This is a genomic window from Comamonas sp. wu1-DMT (assembly GCF_040187805.1).
GTDB lineage: Bacteria > Pseudomonadota > Gammaproteobacteria > Burkholderiales > Burkholderiaceae_C > Comamonas > Comamonas thiooxydans.
The window spans coordinates 24,020-42,212 of record NZ_JBANEM010000033.1; the positions used below are offsets into that span (position 1 = coordinate 24,020).

Below are 18,193 nucleotides of genomic sequence, written 5' to 3' on the forward strand. Positions count from 1 at the left end.
TCGTCATGAACAAGAATCTTCATCGCGTTATCTTCAACAAAGCGCGTGGCATCCGGATGGTGGTGCAGGAAACAGCTTCCAGCGAAGGCAAGGCCGGCAATGGCAGCACGCAGACAGGAGCTGCTGATTCAGGTGCCTCGTCGGCGGGCAGCTTGCGCACTGCCAGATCCTTCCTCAGCGATTTCCCGTTCTCTGCTGCAGCCAGAACAGCAGGCATGCTGGCCCTGGCCCTGGCCCTGGCTCTGGGGGCTCCTGCCGGTTTTGCGCAAATCATTGCCGATCCCTCGGCCCCCAATCGCCAGCGCCCCACGGTTCTGGAATCAGCCAACGGCACGCCCACGGTCAACATCCTGACCCCTTCTGCGGGTGGCGTCAGCCGCAACACCTATCAGCAGTTCGACATCGGGCAAAAAGGCGCCATCCTCAACAACAGCCGCAGCAATGTGCAAACCCAGATTGGTGGCTGGGTGCAAGGCAATCCGTGGCTTGCCAACGGCGGCGCCAGAGTCATCGTCAACGAAGTCAATTCAGCTGCCCAATCCCGCCTGATGGGACCGCTGGAAGTGGCAGGCCAGCGGGCCGACGTCATCATCGCCAACCCTTCGGGTCTGGTGGTCGATGGCCTGTCCTTCATCAATGCAGCAGGCGTGACCCTGACGACGGGCAGACCGCTGTACGGAGCCAATGGAGCGGTTGACGGCTTGAACGTGCAAGGCGGTCTCATCAGCATCCAGGGCAATGGGCTTGATGCCACCAAGGCAGATTACGCCAACATCCTTGCAAGAGCCATCTCGCTGAACGCCGGGCTGTGGGCTCAAGACCTCAAGGTCGTCACAGGCGTCAACCAGATTGCCGCCGATGGCAATGTCCAGCAGAGCAAGCCCAGTGCGACAGGCGCAGAGCCTGCGAAGCCCCAGTTTGCCCTGGACGTCGCTCAATTGGGCGGCATGTATGCGGGCAAGATCTTTATCGTAGGCACCGAGTCTGGACTGGGTGTCCGCAATTCTGGTTTGCTTCAGGCCAGCAGTGGATCACTCACATTGAACAGCGAAGGCTGGCTCAACAACAGCGGCTCCATCCAATCCACTAGCTCCGATGTTGTCGTGAACACGCGTGGTGCGGTAGAGCAAAGCGGTGCCATCTATGGCGGCGGCAATGTCCAATTGAGTTCGCAGGCGAGCCAGGCACACAGCGGAACAGTTGCGGCGTTGGGCGATGTAGTCATTCAGGCTGCAGGGGCTGGAGCGCAGATTCAAGCACGAGATGCAACAGTCTGGGCGGCTGGCTTGCAAACGGATGGCCAGTTGCTCGGGGATAGAAATCTAAGCGTGCATGCAGATGCACAGCTGCAGACCTCAGGCCAGGCGCTGGCCACCCGCAATGTCCAGGTGCGCGGTGCAAGCCTTGACCTGACTTCGTCTCGCCAGCAGGCCAAAACCTTGCAACTGCATGCCACAACAGGTGATTTGCAGGCCCAAGGCAGCCAGTTGCTGGCGACCGAGACAATGAATCTGCAAACGGGCCGGACACTCACGACAGATGGCGCGCGAGTGCAGGCCTCCAGTCTCGGCATCCATGCCAACGCTCTGAGCAATGTCGGTGGACAGATCATCCAAAGCGGCGGCAGCGACCAGACAATCGCTTTGCAAGGGAGTCTGGACAACAGAGCTGGTGTGATTCAAACAGCGGCTGCTAACCTGAGCATTGCTGCCCGGAACATCGATAACACGGCAGGCCAGCTGTTGCATGCCGGTGGCGGAGGCTTCAACTTGAGCAGCCAAGGCCAGCTCCTCAATGACTCCCGAAGCAGCAATCAACCGGCTGTCGCGGATGGTGCGCGCATTGTGAGCGATGGCTCCCTGTATGTGCAAGCCCAGGCCTTGAGCAACAGCGGCAGCGTCCATGCGGCGCAGGCACTTGAGACACATGCCTCGACCCTGAACAACAGCGGAGTCATGTATTCGGCAGGCAGCCAGGCACTGACAGTTGATGGCAGCATGACCAGCAGCGCAACGATTGGCGCAGCCCAGAACCTGACGGTGAAAACAGGCAGCTTCAATGGCGCAGCCACCCATGTGCTGGCCGCGGGAATGGCCGCTGATGGCAAGCTTGCCGGAGCCGGTGTCCTGACTGCAACTGCATCCGCAAATTTGCAGAGCGCCGGGCAAATTCTGGCAGCAGGCAACGTCAGTCTTGATGCCGCAAGCCTGGACCTCAGGCAGAGCAGCTCGGCAAGCACAGCAGGCAATATGAGCCTGACGGCTCAAAGCGGCGACATCCAGACGGGCGGCGCCCGCATCAGCAGCGCAGGTCTTTTGGCGATCCGAGCCGACGGCTCGAGCGGCCAGCGCCTGGACAACACCCTTGGACAGATCAGCGCAAGGCAGCTCAGCATCAAGACGGGCAAGCTCGACAACACAGATGGATTGATCTCTGCGGTCGAGCAACTCGACATTACCAGTGCTCAATTGATCAATGGCGCCACCCCTGCGGCAGGTACAGCCAAAGGCATTCAAAGCCAGGCAGGCGATGTTCACCTGAACGTTCAGCAACTCGATAACAGCGGGAGCATCCAGGCCGCCAGGAACCTGATTGCGGCAACTTCAAGTCTGAGCAATAGCGGCACCCTCTACGCAGGACGCGCGCAGACGCTGAATGCGAGCGGTGCAATCACGAGCAGCGGGACGATTGCCGCTGCCCAGGACCTGAACGTGACAGCCACCTCGTTTGCAGGCGCCGGCAGCAATGTGCTGGCTGCAGGCATGGCTGCGGACGGAAAACTCGCCAATCCCGGGACATTGAACCTCACCACCTCGGGTGGATTGCAGACAGCCGGCCAGGCATTGGCTGCAAACAATGTCAACCTCGGCGGTGCCAGCCTCAATCTGGGAAGTGCAACGGCAGGCAGTGCCAATGCAGATGTGAATTTGAGTGCCGTCCAGGGCAGCATTGTCACGGCGGGCTCACAAATCAGCACGCCAGGCAAGCTGTCCATTACCGCCAGCACGGTTACAGGCCAAACGCTGGACAACACCGCAGGCCGCCTGGCTGGCCAGCAATTGCAAATTCAGGTTGGGCAGTTAAACAACCATCAAGGAAGCATTGAGCAGTCCGGGGGCGCTGATCTGGACATCAATCTGAGGGGCGGCACACTGAACAACAACGCCGGGCGCATTGTTGTCAATGCTGCAAATCTCAAGCTTCAATCTGGTGCGCTGGACAATACAGATGGACTGATCAGCCATGCCGGCTCAGGGCACGGAGCACTGCAGGCGTCCAGCCTTGACAACACCCGTGGACAGATCCTTGGCAACGGAACCTTGTCTTTGGCCAGCAGCGGCAATGTCAGCAACAGCGATGGACTGATCTCCTCCAATGGCGACCTGCAGCTGACAAGCGCAGGCCTGGGCAACACCCGTACAGGCACCTCAGGAAGCGCCACAGGCATTCAAAGCCAAGGCGGCAACCTCACGGTCAATGCCCAAGCCATCACCAACAGCAGCAACCTCTATGCAGCCAAGGATCTCAAAACCACGGCCACCAGCCTGGACAACAGCGCAACGCTGTACGCAGCTGGTGAACAGACCTTGGATGTGACCGGTGCGGTTGGCAATCAAGGCACCATTGCTGCGGCCAAAAATCTGTCGCTCACTGCAGACAGCTTTGCCGGCGGTGCTGGCAATGTTCTGGCGGCCGGCATGGCTGCCAATGGACAACTGAGTGGCAGCGGCGCATTGACGGCAGTGGCATCCGGCAGCCTGCAAACCAATGGGCAGGCACTGGCGACGGGCACATTGAACCTGAAAGCCGCCAGCCTCGATCTTCAAGGCAGCACCACCGGAAGCACCGGTGCAGACGTAACCCTGAGCGCGACGAGGGGAGATATTCAAGCTGCTCAGGCCAGCATCAGCACACCCGGATTGCTGAGTATTTCCACCACCGCCGGACAAAAACTCGACAGCTCCAAGGCCCAACTCAGTGGTGGGCAGCTCAGCATCGATGTCGGCGAGATAGACAATACCGAAGGCGTCATCCAGCAGACGGATACGGCTTCCGCAGCAGCCAACCCCGTTGCAGGCATTCGCAGTGCTGGTGCCATCAACAATAGCGCGGGGCGCATTGTTGCCAATGCGCAGGACTTCGCTGTGGTCTCCGGTGGGGTGCTTGACAACACGGATGGGATGATCGGCCATGCCGGCTCCGGCCAGCTTCGCGTGGATACGGCTGGACTTCACAACACACGCGGAAAAATCATCGGCAACGGGGCAACCACGCTCACCAGCTCTGCAGATGTCGACAACACCGGCGGCATGGTCGCAGGGCAGCAGAGCGTGACGGCAACGGCCACGGCTTGGGACAACAGCCAGGGCACCTTGGTTGCAGTTCAAGGCGACCTCAATCTTCACACCACAACGAATGCCGTCAAGAACGCAGCAGGCCTGATCCAGGCAGAAAACGATATTCGTCTCACACTGGACGGCGCGGGCAATCAACTGCACAACGGCCAAGGCAAGATCGTCTCGGGACGAGACGCCAGCCTGTCGACCGGCCAGATGGACAATGATGCAGGCCTGGTGGCCGCAGGTCGCAATCTCGGCATTGACACCCACCAGCAATCGCTGAGCAACCAGGCAAGCCGCAGCAGCGCAGGTGCTCTGGGCTTGGTCGCCGGCGCACAACTGGACATTCACAGTGGCACCTTGAACAACCAGGGCGGTCTGATCAGTGCCCAGACCGACCTGAACATCACGAGCAGCGGCGCGATCGACAACACCGAGAAAAATGCGCAGGCGGCGCAGATCTACAGCGGTGCACAGCTCAATCTGAAATCAACAGGCATCGACAACTCGGGCAGCCAGATTCTTGCGGTGCAAGCAGCAGGTATCAACCTCGGTAGCGGCACTCTGACCAATCAGGCAGGGCTGATCCGGGTAGGGCAGGCATTGACGGTTCAGGCCGGAGCTATCGATAACCAGAACACCCTGGCTTTGAACGGCGATGGGAGCGCACAAGCGCTAGGCCTGGAAGCCAGCACGATTTCCGTCACCGCTGCCAAGCTGGACAACAGCCAGGGGGCTGTGCGTGCAGGCCAGGACTTGACGATTCTGAGCGACGGCCAACTGATCAATGATCGTGGCGAGCTCAGTGCCGGCAAGCAACTGAAGATTGCCGCCGACCAGGCTGCCACCCCCACACTGAACATCAGCAACAACGCGGGTCAAATCGTTGCCGATCACAAGGTGGACCTTCGCACAGGCAGCCTGCGCGGCGCAGGAGAGATTGCCTCGCGCGGTGACGTCAGTCTGAATTTGCAAGGCGACCATACCCTGGAGGGCACCTTGCAGGCTGGCGGCAACTTGCAGCTGCAAACCACGGGCACATTGACAAACCTTGTCACTGTCCAGGCCGGAAAAAACCTGACCGTCAACGCCAGCAACCTGGACAACCAGGCCACGGGCGAGCTGCTGAGTGGGCAAACAACGCAGCTCACCATCTCCGGCACCTTGGCCAACCGCGGGCTGATCGACGGTGCCGACACCCGCATTCAGGCTGGCAATGTCCACAACGTTGGCACCGGCCGCATCTATGGGGACCGGGTAGCGATTGCAGCCAGCGCGCTGACCAACCAGGAAGAAACCCTTGCAGGCATCACTCAAGCAGCCACGATTGCTGCGCGAGAGCGCATGGACCTGGGCGTTCAAAACATCACCAACCGAGAAAACGCACTGATCTATAGCGCAGGAAATCTCTTCACGGGTGAGGCGCTTGATTCAAATTGGCATGCCACAGGCGCAGGGCAGACGCTCAACAACAACAGCGCCACGCTGGAGTCTGGCGGCAGCATGGTGCTGGGACATGACCAGGTTCGCAATACCAATGAGCATTTGCAGTGGACATTGGTCGATGGCCAGCCTCAAAAGATTGTTGAATTTCAAGCACCTAACGGCCAGCGCTACAAGGGCAGCGACGTTCTGCTGATCTCCAATGGCAATGTTGGAGGCTCCGGCCCGAAGGACATTAGTTTCGTGGTCAGCGGCAATGACTGGCGTTGCAGCATGGGCGGAGAAACCTGCTCATTCACTACCGGTGAAACCACAGCCTTCGATCAGTATTACAAAGGCCTGCTCTTGCCTTCTGAGCGATATCCGTTCGAGAAATATGCGCCTTACTACAACCCCAGCTATGTCGATGACAACGGCCAGCGGGTCCAAGGGTATATGCACTACAGCGGGGATCGCACCATAGGGTTCTGGACAGGAGGTGAACTTGTCAAAGGAGCGCACTACGCAGCCGACCATCGAATCTGGAGCGACTTTGGCGTGCAGCCCTATACCGGGCCTGCGCCTGTTCTAAGCAGCACCAATCCCTGCGCTGCTCTGGCACGCTGCACAGTGGGCTATCACACCATCGACAGCTGGGATAGCGGGGGTCAGTATGTCCAGGTCACTCAGGCTCACGTAGACGAATACAACGCCTACAAGCCGCGGCTGGACGCGCGCAATGCAGCGGATGCAGCCTTGGACGCGAAGCTGGATGCCTTCTACCAGGATATTCGCAATCGCTGGATTGGCGAGTTTGTCTTCTACGACTACAGCCGCACCGAGCAAAGTGCGCAAGTGACGCAATCCTCTCCTGGAAAAATCCTGGCTGGCGGCAATCTGCAATGGAACGGATCGAATCCATCCAGCAAGCTCCTGAATCAGGACAGCGCCATCCTGGCGGGTGGATCGATCAATGCGACGGGCGGCTCACTCGACAACCGAGCTACGACCGTGGATGTCAAATCCGTCGACCAAGGCTATGTCTACAGCACATGGAAGGGCGGCTCCAGCACTCCAAACCGCAAGTACAGCGGCTCGGACTATGCACCTGCAGGCGCAATCAAGACGCAGGCACTGGCCTCCTACACATATACGGAGCACGCTGCGAACCCCTCGACCGGCGCAGCGCCGGGAGCCAGCGCCATTTCTGCGGTGCAGGCACAGGCATCTGCTGCGGGTGCCGTGGATGCCATCCATCATTCCGTGGCTCCTGGAGCCGTGCAGGGAACGCAGGCAGGCCCGGCTGCCGGTGCAGCCACTGCAACGCAGACCCAGGGGCAGATCACCAGCAATGCCGTAGCGGGCGTGGCGGCGCAAGGGGGCAGCGCTCAAGCGCAGGCCACTGCCAAGGTTGGTGCAGCCGCGACCCCCGAGAGTACGGCTGCGGATGCATCCAATGCCAAATCAGCGTCCTCTCAGGTCAATATTCGCACCACGCCGCCCAATACCCAGATACCTGGGACTTCCCTGTATCGCCAGCGCCCTGAAGCAGGCGCGCTATACCTGGTCGAGACAGACCCCAAGTTCACGCAATATAAAAACTGGCTGTCTTCGGACTACATGCTCCAGGCTCTGCAAATGGACCCCGGCACCGTTCAAAAGCGACTGGGCGACGGGTTCTATGAGCAGCAACTGGTGCAGCAGCAAATCGGGCAACTCACGGGCCGCCGGTTCCTGGGCAACTACACCAGCAATGACGAGCAATACAAAGACTTGCTGCAAAACGGCGCAACCTTCGCCCAGGCGCAAGGCTTGCGCCCAGGTATAGAGCTCAGTGCGACACAGGTGGCGCAACTGACCAGCGACATCGTCTGGCTGGTCACCAGGGAAGTGACGCTATCCGATGGCTCCAGGCAAAGCGTTCTGGTTCCGCAAGTGTATGTAAGGGTCAAGCCCGGCGACCTGGACGGCACAGGCACCTTGCTGGCAGGCTCGGATGTGAACCTGAACCTCTCGGGCAATGTCGTCAACAGCGGCAGCATTGCAGGCCGCAACACCTTGAGCATCACGGCCGAGAACATCCAGAATCTGGGCGGCCAGATGTCCGGCAACGACGTCAAGCTTGCAGCCCGGCAGGACTTTGACAATCTCGCAGGCATCATCAAGGGCGTGGACTCGGCCACGGTGTCCGCAGGGCGTGACCTGAACCTCACAACCACCACGCAAAGCAGTGCAAACCAGGCAGGCGGCAACCGCTTTACCCAGACAGGGATCGATCGTGTCGCGGGCATCTATGTATCCGGGCCGGCCGGCGTGCTGGTAGCCAGTGCGGGCAACAACCTCAATCTCACGGCTGCGCAGATACAGAATGCGGGCACCGGCACCACCGTGCTCACCGCTGGCAACAATCTGAACCTCGACACGGTTGCGGTCGGCAGCAGCCAGGATATCAACTGGGACAGCAAGAACTACTTGCGCCAGTCGAGCACCCTGGATGTGGGCACCCAGATCACCGGCGCTGGCCGCGTGACCCTCAGCGCAGGTCAGGATATCAATGCCAAGGCAGCCACCATCGATGCAGGCAAGGCCTTGAGCCTGTCAGCCGGCAACGATATCCAGATCAGTGCAGGCCAGGCAAGCCAGAGTCTGGACGAGGCGCATCAGCACACCACCAAAGGCTTCCTCTCAAGCAAGACCGTCACCACGCGGGAGCAACTGCACAGCACCACGGCAGTTGGAAGCAATCTGGGGGGAGATACTGTCTCTATCAACGCCGGCCGCGATATCGCGGTTACCGGCAGCCATGTGGTCTCCGACACTGGAACCACCTTGCAGGCGGGCAGAGACGTCACCATCGCCGCCGCCCAGGAAACCTCCAGCGAACAGCACTACCGCAAGGAAACCAAGAGCGGCATCTTTGGCGGCGGCGGAGGCATTGGCTTCACCATCGGCAGCCGCATGCAAAGTGCCGATCAGACGGGCACCCGCACCACGGCCGCTGCATCTACGGTCGGCAGCGTGGGCGGCGATGTCAACATCGTTGCGGGCAATGCTTACAAGCAAGTCGGCAGCGATGTCATGGTCCCAGGCGGTGATGTCAACGTCGTGGCCAAAGAGGTTCAGATCGTCGAGGCCCGCGAAACCGGCAGCTCCGCCACCGAGCAACGCTTCAAGCAAAGCGGCTTGAGCGTCAGCATCGGCAGCCCCGTCATCAGCGCCATACAGACAGCCGACAACATGGCGGATGCCGCCCGCAACACCAGCAGCGGCCGCATGCAGGCCCTGGCTGCAGCAGCGACGGCGTTGAACGTCAAGAACTCTGCGGGCGAACTGCAGGGCGCAGCCCAGGCGCAGGCTGGCGGCGACCCCACCAAGGCCGCCTCCATCTCCATCAGCCTGGGCTCCAGCAAAAGCCAGAGCAACACGGCACAAACCAGCGACAGCGCACGTGGCAGCACCGTCAAGGCCGGCGGCAATGTCAACATCGTTGCCCAAGGGGCGGGGGCGGACAGCTCCATCCTGGTTCGCGGCTCGGATATCACTACCGGCCAGGACGCCACCTTGGCCGCAGAAGGCGATATCCGTCTGCAGGCTGCTCAGAATACGGCCAGCCTCAGCGGCAGCAGCAGCTCCAGCTCCGGCAGCATCGGCGTGAGCGTGGGGCAGCAGACCGGCATTACCGTCAGTGCCAGCAAAGGCTGTGGCAATCAGGCTGGTGACGATCTCACCCACACCAACACGCACGTAGAGGCAGGCAACAGCGTCACACTCGAGTCCGGCGGCGACTCCAGCCTCAAGGGTGCCGTGGTCAGCGGCAAGCAGGTCGTGGCCGATGTGGGTGGCAATCTCAGTATCGAAAGCCTGCAGGACAGCAGCAGCTACGCCAGCCGCAACCAGTCGGCGGGCGGCAGCCTCACCATCAGCCCCGCAGGCGTGCCCATTGGCGGCGGATTGAATGCCGGCAAGAGCAAGGTCAACAGCAACTACCAAGGCGTCACCGAGCAAAGCGGCATACAGGCAGGGGACGGCGGCTTCCAGGTCAGCGTCAAGGGCGACACCGACCTCAAGGGCGCTGTCATCGCCAGCAGCCAGACAGCGGTGGAGCAGGACAAGAACCGCTTCAGCACCGGCGGGGCACTCACCGCCAGCGACCTGCACAACAGCGCCCACTATGACGGCCAGGCCGTGGGGGTCAATGCCAGCGTGGGCAACGATGCGGGCAAGTTCGGCGTCAAGGGCGTGGGAGCCGGTGTAGGCCAGGACAGCGGCAGTGCCCAAGGCACCACCACGGCAGGTATCTCGGGCATTGCCGGCGACCAGAGCGTGCGCACGGGCGACGCCACGGGCATCGAGCGGATATTTGATCAGAACAAGGTGCAGCGCGAGATAGATGCGCAGGTGGCGATCACGGCGGAGTTTGGCAAGCAGGCGGCCAAGTCATGGGGTGAATATGCCAACGACCGATTTGCCAACGCCAAGAATGAAGAAGAGGTGCGTTGCTGGGGGCCGGATGGTGCATGCCGCGCTGGTGGCCATGCACTACTTGGCGGATTAGGTGGTGGAGTGGCAGGTGCGGCAGGCGCAGGGCTCACTAGTGTTGCTGCACCGCATGTCGCTGGCTATCTGGTTGGACAAGGGGTCGAGCCAAGCACTGCGGCGGCGTTGACGGGCTTGCTAGCCTTTGGTACGGGCAGCGCCGCTGGTGGCGCGGCAGCAGGAGCCGGTGCGCTCAATGAGGCTGCGCAGAACAACCTACTTGTTATTAATACCGTTAATGCTGCTGTTCAACAGGGGCAGCGCCTCGGGGCGGGAGGATTGAGGCTGTTGGACCAAGCCGGCCAAGCGCTATTGCGCACGTGCGCGAGCAGTAGCGTGTGTATGAACCTACTGCCGGCGGCAGCTGCGGCATGGTTGGCTGCACAGTTGACCCAGGAGTTTGAGGCAAAGCAACCGAGTTTGGCGGATCAAATACCTGGCTACGGTGGTGGCTACGGACCGAAGCCGGGGCCGAGCCACACGGGCAATGACAAGACCACAAACCCCATACCAGGGGGGACGTCGACGGAATATCCAGCGGAGGGGCCGAAAGAGAGCGGGGTTGTGGGTGGCAAACCACTGGCTACTCAGAAGCCTGGAGATAATATTCTTCCGGGCAGTCCTGCAGAGCCGTTGCCGGGTATTGGACCGATTTTCAATGAGAGGGCAAATGAGGGAAGGGTTGCTGGAGAAATCAAGATTCTTAACGGTGCAACGCCGGATGCCAATGAGTTAAGAGCGGGTAAAGCTTTAGCTGAGCAGTTTGGATATGATGTCGTTCATCAGCCAACTGCCTCTCAATTAGGCGTTCAAGGGCAGCGCACAGCAGACCTAACAGTGAAGGGCATAGGAGAGGTAGATGTCTACACTCCTACTAACACAAATCCTACATCTATAGCTAGAGCAATTGAGGGAAAGAACAGTCAAGCGACTGCAGTTATTGTTCAAACAAGCATAGCTGATGCTGACATGGCTACAGTCGCTGCAAGAACATGGGGTAAGCCAACTGCTCGGAATATTCAGATAATATTTTTTCAAAAATCAGATGGATCGATTATTCGTTTCAATCGACCAACAGGAAGTTAAACGATGCCTAAATTTTCATGTCGCTGCGGCTATGTAATGAATCTTTCTAATGGAACGCCTAGCTTTGAGATGGCTCTTATTCCAGAGTCTCGAATTGAGAAAATTGCCGATAGCCTAGATGAATTAGAAAATGTCAATAGTGATGCATTTTATGCACTTATTGATGAGGTAAAAAAAAACGGTTTACCTTTGTCCTTCCTGCGGACGAATTCATGTTGATTCTGGAAATGGGTTATTTAATTCTTTTTTTCCTGAAAGGGATGTTGCGTCTTAGCTGGCCTTGTTAAAAAAAAGTGGTCATGTAGCGGCATCGCATGGAGGCGCATGGGTGAAAACGAATTAGTCAATGCTTTTCAAGTAGAGCTTGTGCAAGCTGAAAATGTGCTTGATACGCAGTTCTCATTTGAAACTGCAGAGCCACACTATCGTAAGTGTTTATCAATCATTGATCAGGCACCAGAATATCAAGGCGAATTTGAAATGCTGTTATTGAAAATGTACTTCAAGCAGATGATTAGCGATGAGCCATTGGCATATTTGATGCATGTTTTGAGGTGGGAAAATATTAAAAGAACCTTAGAATTTGAGCTTTTCAATGACCCAGCAGCGATCGCTACAGGTCGGGGCCATGAAAAAGTGCTTGCTGCATACGATGATAAATGGCTGAATAAGGATTTCTACAGATTTAGCGATTGAATTCGCAACTTTCAATATCCATGAGTGTGCGTCGACCAGCGATTTAAAAGTGTTATTTACTGCAGCGACGTCAGTCGTGTTGTGCAAGATATCTGACTGGGGTTGACTCGAATGGTTTTGTGGTTCGAGCCAATCCTGTGAGTTTTTTGGGAATAATGGCTATGATAAATTTAAGACTGTTTAATGAATATTTATCCTCTCCGTTATTTTGTCCTGACTTGCAAAAAATGGGTCATATTGATATTGATGATTTGCCTATTTCTCGTGGGCTAAAATATGAGTTATTTTTGTGGGATAAAGAATATCAAGAAACATTCAATGATGATTACCCTCCAGACTCTGGATTCTCTTCAATAGAGGATGAAATTCGACATAAAAATGTGGGCGTGATGCTTGCAAAAAAAAATGCAAAAGGAGCTTGAGGGTAGATATCTGATTGAATATCTCCCGTAGCAGACTCTCACGGCGCTGCTCACGGTAAGGTAGCCGGACGCGATGTCAACATCGTCACAGTTGAAGAAACATCCTGCGAACAGCACATCCGCAAGAGCGCCGAGAGCGGCTTTCTCAGCGGCAAGCAAGTCATCGCCGATGTGGGTGGCAATCTCAATATCGAAAGCCTGCAGGACAGCAGCAACTACGCCAGCCGCAACCAGTCGGCCGCTGGCAGCCTCACCATCAGCCCCGTACCGCTTATGTATTAGACAATGGGCATACCTATATCACTGATGGAGCAGGACGAGTCAACTCTGTCGAAGGCACGCTGTCATTGAACAAAATGGATCGCAACCCTTGCCAACAAGTTTGTGCAGGTAAGAGCGGCTGTATTGGCGATGATGGAGGTCACTTGATAGCTTCGAGCTTGGGCGGAGCCGGTGATCGGTTGAATATTGTTCCACAGGCATCCACTCTCAACCGAGGGGAATGGAAGAGAATGGAGAATTTTTTGCGTGGCGAACTACTGGCAGGGAAAACTATTGACGTGAAGATTGATTTGGGATATTTGCATGGAAGTGATGGTAGACCCAGTCAATTTATAGTGATGGCAAAAATTAACAACGACATCAAAGAATTTCGATTTGATCAATGAAAAAATTTAACTCCATCGAAGAAGCATATCAAGAGCTAGCAAAAGGATGTATCGATTTTGTGTATGGGCGCTCGTGGGATTTTTCGATATGCCAATGCGAGATTTTTAATAAAATGGCAAGCGTCACAACAAGCCTTACATTTAACTCCGAAATTCAAACATCGAGTATTGATTGGCCCGATAGATCAATTGATAAGGGTGGGGCGGCACTATTTATTCGTGATGATTTACAAAGAGCGACAGGTCAACGAATCTGGGGATTGACGTTCACGCTTTTCCCAGACGGAAAATTCAAAATAGAGTATGACTACAACAAGCCGGATGGATATGAGGAGACAGATGAAGTCATTACGGGAGATGAAATAAATGCTTCTCTTTCCAATTTGAATGAGAAAAACAAAAATTCATAACTAACCTAAAATCGCCCCGATGCCTTGATTGGTGTCGGGGCGATTTTTGCGTTTGGAGCTCGATCAGTAGCCTTCAACCAAAGGCATTTCCATCCCATCGACCGCAATCATCACGCCCGTGGTGTTGGGGTCGACTTCTATTGGGACGCCCCAGAGTTCATCAGGCTTACCGAAGGAGTTGACGATGTTGAACTGCCGCAGCTCTTCGGGCGGCATCTTGATCAGCTTGGGGTAGGCGTTGTTATGGGCCTTCCAGTGCCTCAGGAACGTGTGGCAAACGCGCTTGTGGACTGTGTGGATCGGTGATTCATCGGTCATCGCGCGATTGTCTCAGAGGAGGGTGCAGCTCCGGCGCGTATGACTGGGAACGGCCAGAAGCAGACTGTCACTCTAGATAGTGTTAAGGAAGAGTCACCGACTATGTATCCAGTTCTCAGCCCGACGATGACGCGCTGGACTGCAGCAGGAGAACGGTCAAGCGTTGATTTTCTTCTACAACTACGTCACAAAAAAAACTCGCGACGCTAATTTTTTGATCTAATTGACCGACAATAGTGGCAAAAAATCCCTATGCAGGGTAAACAGAAAAATATGGAGGGTTCCTTTGGAAGATATTGAGATATATGAATTAGCAAGCCAAGTTTTGGGTGATATCACCAAAGATATGAATAATGGGAGATATGCCAAACTAGGTGGACAGTTGACACTTACTTGGCACGGGGGGAAAAAATTTGGTGCTTACGCTTCTACGCTCAGTGATGCAAGTGAGCCTCCCCGACATTGCATCACAATTCACTACGAGCTAGTGAGGCAGGTTTGGCGTGATGCTGAGGGAATTTGCAAGTTTTTGAGAATAATTCCCGCAGATTCTGATGTTGATAAACTTTATGACATTTTTGGTGATAGGGTTAAGCTTCCGACATGCTTCAATGAGGAGGAGCTCGTCAGGAATATGTTTGTCGCTGCAATAACATGGGTATTTTTTCACGAAATTGGTCACCTCATGCAGGAGCATGGCGTTATTCGTAAAGAGTTCGGGCCAGATCAAGGCAACTGTTCTTCAACGATTGACGTCCAAGATTTCGAAGCCTCTGCGCACAATCGCATTGTGGGCAGAGAGGCACTGGTTTCTCATGTCACAGAACTAGCTGCAGACTTTGAAGCAAACAACTCTTATGTGTTCGAATTACTGCGACACATCCGTAGTCCACAATTCGTCAAGGACGAAAAGCGAACTGAGGTTTTATCCGGTTTACTGTACCTCATGGTTTGTGGAATGTCGTTGCTATTCTTTCGCTTCAACGGAAGTCTGCCACTTCTGCCTACATCAGATATTGAAGGCTCTCATCCGAATCCCTTAATTCGATTGGAGATCAACATACCTCAAATTTTCGAGGCCTTGGACGGAAAAGTCGCTAGAGCTATAACGCCTCACGATCTTGATCGCAAACAACTCGTCAGTATCTGCGGGAAGGCCGCACTTTCCGCCACCATTTATTGGTCTATGACTCAAACAGACAAGCACGCGTTCGACGAACGCTTCTTACTCAAGGGTCTCCTGAGCAACCCCGTCCTTTTGGAATACTTCCAGCCAGTTGTGGCTTGCTGGGACGAAATGCTGCCAAGAGTTAAAGAGGTGCGTCGTTTTGGCAGCCCACTGGGGTTAATGCATTTCACAGAACAGTTCAGGCAACGCATTAAGGATTTAGTCACTTGGGGAAATGGTCCCGAAGGCAATCTCAACACCCATTCGCCATGAAGTAGCCTTTTAAATCGTGAAATTCAACGACTTTTTAGCATAATCGAGGGGCTATGGATGCCGTTCATTGCAATTTCTCAACTTGCCTTCGCATCTGCTCCCTCAGTGCCTTGGGCGCGGTGTCGGCAATGCGGTCGCTGCGGTCCTTGCCCATCTCGCAAACTGGCGCTTTCGGCCAGAAGCAGTCTTTCGGACTCTGATCTTCAGGCACCTCCAAAGACTGAGATCAAAATTTTTAGGTGTGTCCAAACACTACAACAGCGAATCTGCCTGTCGATTTGCACACTCATACAGTATTAGCTGAACTAGACATGCACATCGCATGTCTTCTAAATCAAGTTAGACATCAGAGCCATAAAATGGAATTAACTGACCCAAAAGTTCAATCGGCACTGATCGCGGCAGCAGTCACAATTGCCACACTTCTCTTACGCGCCATAACCAAGCCGATATGGGAGCGTAATTTTTATAAGTTCAAACTAGAAAATGACTACAAATACGATCAGCGCAAAAAAGTAAGAGAAGCCATTTCAACGTACAAAGTACCACTGCTAAATTCTGCGGAATCACTCAATCATCGACTATGGAACTTCTCTAGAAATGCACCAGAGGCATGGCACAATCAGAGAGAAGGAGAAAGTATCTCAGAAAAGTATTACCTATTATCATTTTGCTATAGGTTCTTAATATTTTTCTCACTTTGTCGAAAGATCGACCTAGAGCTTATATACCTTGACAGCACAGTCAGCACAAAGAAAGACCTCGACTTTCTTAAGTACTTAAAGCTCTTTCCACAAATATTTAGCGACATCGAAATATTCGAAGGTACCGGCTACAACCAGTCAGTAGACACGGATCATTTTTTTAGTGATGAATTCCGAGAATTTGTCAGCAAAATGAGTAACGGTGAAAAATTGTTGAGCTACTCCGAGTTTAGGAAAAAAGTCGAAGAAAAAGAATTCACACATCTAATCACTTACTTTTCAGGAATTTCAGCAAACCAAAGTTGCCTTCGCTGGCAAGCACTAAACAGCTTTCACTTCATACTCATGGCATTCTTAAATGACTATGGCTATGACTTTCAAAAAACATCAAAACAAAAAATGTCAGATTTAGCCAAAAGCGTACCCAAAAACAGCCTAGTTAAAAATTCTGATGCATTCATCAAGCGTGCATGCCTCAACAAAAATAAGGAGGTACGTAACGCTATGTCCGCATTGTCTAATGTCTAACAATCGGTTTAAACCGTTCGCTACGCTCACTGGGACCGTCGTACCGCCGGCCCCTTAATTTCGCGTTAGTAATTTGGCTGTCTGCTTTGGGTCTACAGGGACTTTCCGGCAAGTCAACCGTTGACCTTGCATATCTCTGCCTCCGTCGTTGTGTAACCATCGATTGGTGGGCGCGAACCTTGAAGCATTCACCAGGTAAGGACAGACTGCACATCTACAGGCGGGCTTGTTTCGGTGGTGTTCACCGAGGCCCCCAGATACGAACCGCTCAGCAGGACTCCATTCGAGAGAAGTGGTTGGGTGACTCTCACCACGGACCCAAAGCCGAGTTTGTTAGCGGACCTGTGCTCGGAAGTCAAAAGGGTGCTGGGAAGCGCACAACGGTAGGCGTTGTTGTGGGCCTTCCAGTGCCTCAGGAACGTGTGGCAGACGCGCTTGTGGACTGTATGGATCGGGGATCCATCGGCCATCACGCGATTTACTCAGAGGAGGGTGCTGCTCCGGTGCGTATGACTGGGAACGGCCATGAGCGGACCTTTATCCTTGTGGCAGGATCTACGGATGAATTGCCAAATTTGTGGACGAGAACTCAATCAAAAGAATGACCCTTTGTCGCAGGATTGCGGAGGCGACTGTTGGGGCTGTGTTGGTGAGGTCGAAGCTAACCTTGGCCTCGAAACATCACTAGAAAAAGTCCGCGCTGAATTTGCCCTTGGCCTAAGACCCGATTGGGTAGACCCTTATTAGCCCTCGGTGGCCGCGAAGGCTTTTGGATTGAATGAGTCCGACTCAGCTACCTGCAGTTTACGTATCTAGTGCGCGCATGTTTTGAGCTTTAGCGATGAAGCAAGTCTTGCGACTGCATGGGTCGCAGTGCTACTTCCATCAAAACTATCCCGCAGACCGACGAAGGCTTTCAAGTTCTTCATAGGCCGCAACGAGGTGCTCGACATTATTCAATGCATGAAGACTGATGCCCGTCTTCTGCTTCACAAGCTCAATTACGTACTCTCGATCTACCCCCAGCTTGTTTGCAACATGTAGAGCACATGAGCGAGCATGGGACACCCGGTACTCAAGGGTTCAGATTCGTCTAAAAGCTTGCGTCGATGAGAACTGAAAGACATGTATTGGCATGCAATATTTCGGTCAATAGTCTATTCGTTGGCAGCACATTTGGCGATTCTTGGCATGCCTATGTGAAATTCCGCTTTGGGTCGCTAGCAGTCCTGTGCTCTTCGCTCAGGAAGGAGTAGGGGAGCGAACCACGCTTGTCGGGCCCGGCCCGAAGTACACAAGCCCGACTTCAAGAGCGCCGCCATCGCCAGTAACCAGACGGCGCTGGAGCAGGTTAGCACCGCAGGGGACCGGCACAACAGCACCCACTATGAAGGCCAGGCCGTGGGGGTCAATGCCAGCGTGGGCAACGATGCGGGCAAGTTCGGCGTCAAGGGCGGGGCGGACAGCTCCATCCCGGTTCGCGGCTCGGATATCACTGCTGGCCAGGAAGCCATCTTGGCCGCAGAAGGCGATATCCGTCTTTGCGTCTGGTGCTTGATCAGTAGCCTTCGACCAAAGGCATTTCAGTCCCATCGACCGCAACCATCACGCCCGTGGTGTTG

Annotated in this window: 10 protein-coding genes and 1 pseudogene; 10 read left to right on the forward strand and 1 reads right to left on the reverse strand. The window is 55.1% G+C overall.

The window, feature by feature from the left end; genetic code table 11:
* The first annotated feature begins 5 nt into the window (after positions 1 to 5).
* The 7 genes and pseudogenes from V8Z78_RS25850 to V8Z78_RS25880 all read left to right on the forward strand — a co-directional run bounded on the left by V8Z78_RS25850 (position 6) and on the right by V8Z78_RS25880 (position 13,580).
* Positions 6 to 11,384, forward strand: a complete 11,379-nt coding sequence (locus tag V8Z78_RS25850; RefSeq protein ID WP_349732434.1) for a hemagglutinin repeat-containing protein — start codon at positions 6 to 8, stop codon at positions 11,382 to 11,384.
* Positions 11,385 to 11,387: 3 nt separating this feature from the next.
* Entirely contained in the window at positions 11,388 to 11,603 is a 216-nt protein-coding gene (locus V8Z78_RS25855) for a hypothetical protein (protein ID WP_349732435.1), read from the forward strand.
* Between the two features lie 105 nt (positions 11,604 to 11,708).
* On the forward strand, positions 11,709 to 12,080 hold the full coding sequence (locus V8Z78_RS25860) for a hypothetical protein (RefSeq protein WP_349732436.1): 372 nt from the start codon (positions 11,709 to 11,711) through the stop codon (positions 12,078 to 12,080).
* A gap of 137 nt (positions 12,081 to 12,217) precedes the next feature.
* Positions 12,218 to 12,502 (forward strand): immunity protein CdiI family protein, encoded by a 285-nt coding sequence (locus tag V8Z78_RS25865; RefSeq protein WP_349732437.1) that lies wholly within the window; start codon positions 12,218 to 12,220, stop codon positions 12,500 to 12,502.
* Positions 12,503 to 12,646: 144 nt separating this feature from the next.
* Positions 12,647 to 12,766: pseudogene (locus V8Z78_RS25870) on the forward strand (hemagglutinin repeat-containing protein); the annotation flags it as partial.
* Between the two features lie 35 nt (positions 12,767 to 12,801).
* Complete coding sequence (locus tag V8Z78_RS25875; RefSeq protein ID WP_502878877.1) at positions 12,802 to 13,170, forward strand: DNA/RNA non-specific endonuclease; 369 nt, start codon at positions 12,802 to 12,804, stop codon at positions 13,168 to 13,170.
* Positions 13,167 to 13,580, forward strand: coding sequence for a hypothetical protein (locus tag V8Z78_RS25880; RefSeq protein ID WP_349732438.1), 414 nt, complete (start codon positions 13,167 to 13,169; stop codon positions 13,578 to 13,580). Before V8Z78_RS25875 ends, V8Z78_RS25880 begins: the two co-directional genes overlap by 4 nt.
* 63 nt (positions 13,581 to 13,643) lie before the next feature.
* On the opposite strand, the gene V8Z78_RS25885 is transcribed toward V8Z78_RS25880, so the two are convergent.
* Positions 13,644 to 13,898, reverse strand: a complete 255-nt coding sequence (locus tag V8Z78_RS25885; RefSeq protein WP_349732439.1) for a hypothetical protein — start codon at positions 13,896 to 13,898, stop codon at positions 13,644 to 13,646.
* Positions 13,899 to 14,184: 286 nt separating this feature from the next.
* Here V8Z78_RS25885 and V8Z78_RS25890 point away from each other — a divergent pair, with 286 nt between their 5' ends.
* The 3 genes from V8Z78_RS25890 to V8Z78_RS25900 form a co-directional block, all read left to right on the forward strand.
* On the forward strand, positions 14,185 to 15,339 hold the full coding sequence (locus V8Z78_RS25890; RefSeq protein WP_349732440.1) for a hypothetical protein: 1,155 nt from the start codon (positions 14,185 to 14,187) through the stop codon (positions 15,337 to 15,339).
* Positions 15,340 to 15,698: 359 nt separating this feature from the next.
* Complete coding sequence (locus V8Z78_RS25895; protein ID WP_349732441.1) at positions 15,699 to 16,571, forward strand: hypothetical protein; 873 nt, start codon at positions 15,699 to 15,701, stop codon at positions 16,569 to 16,571.
* Between the two features lie 1,401 nt (positions 16,572 to 17,972).
* On the forward strand, positions 17,973 to 18,193 hold a 221-nt coding region (locus V8Z78_RS25900; protein WP_349732442.1), incomplete at its 3' end, for a hypothetical protein.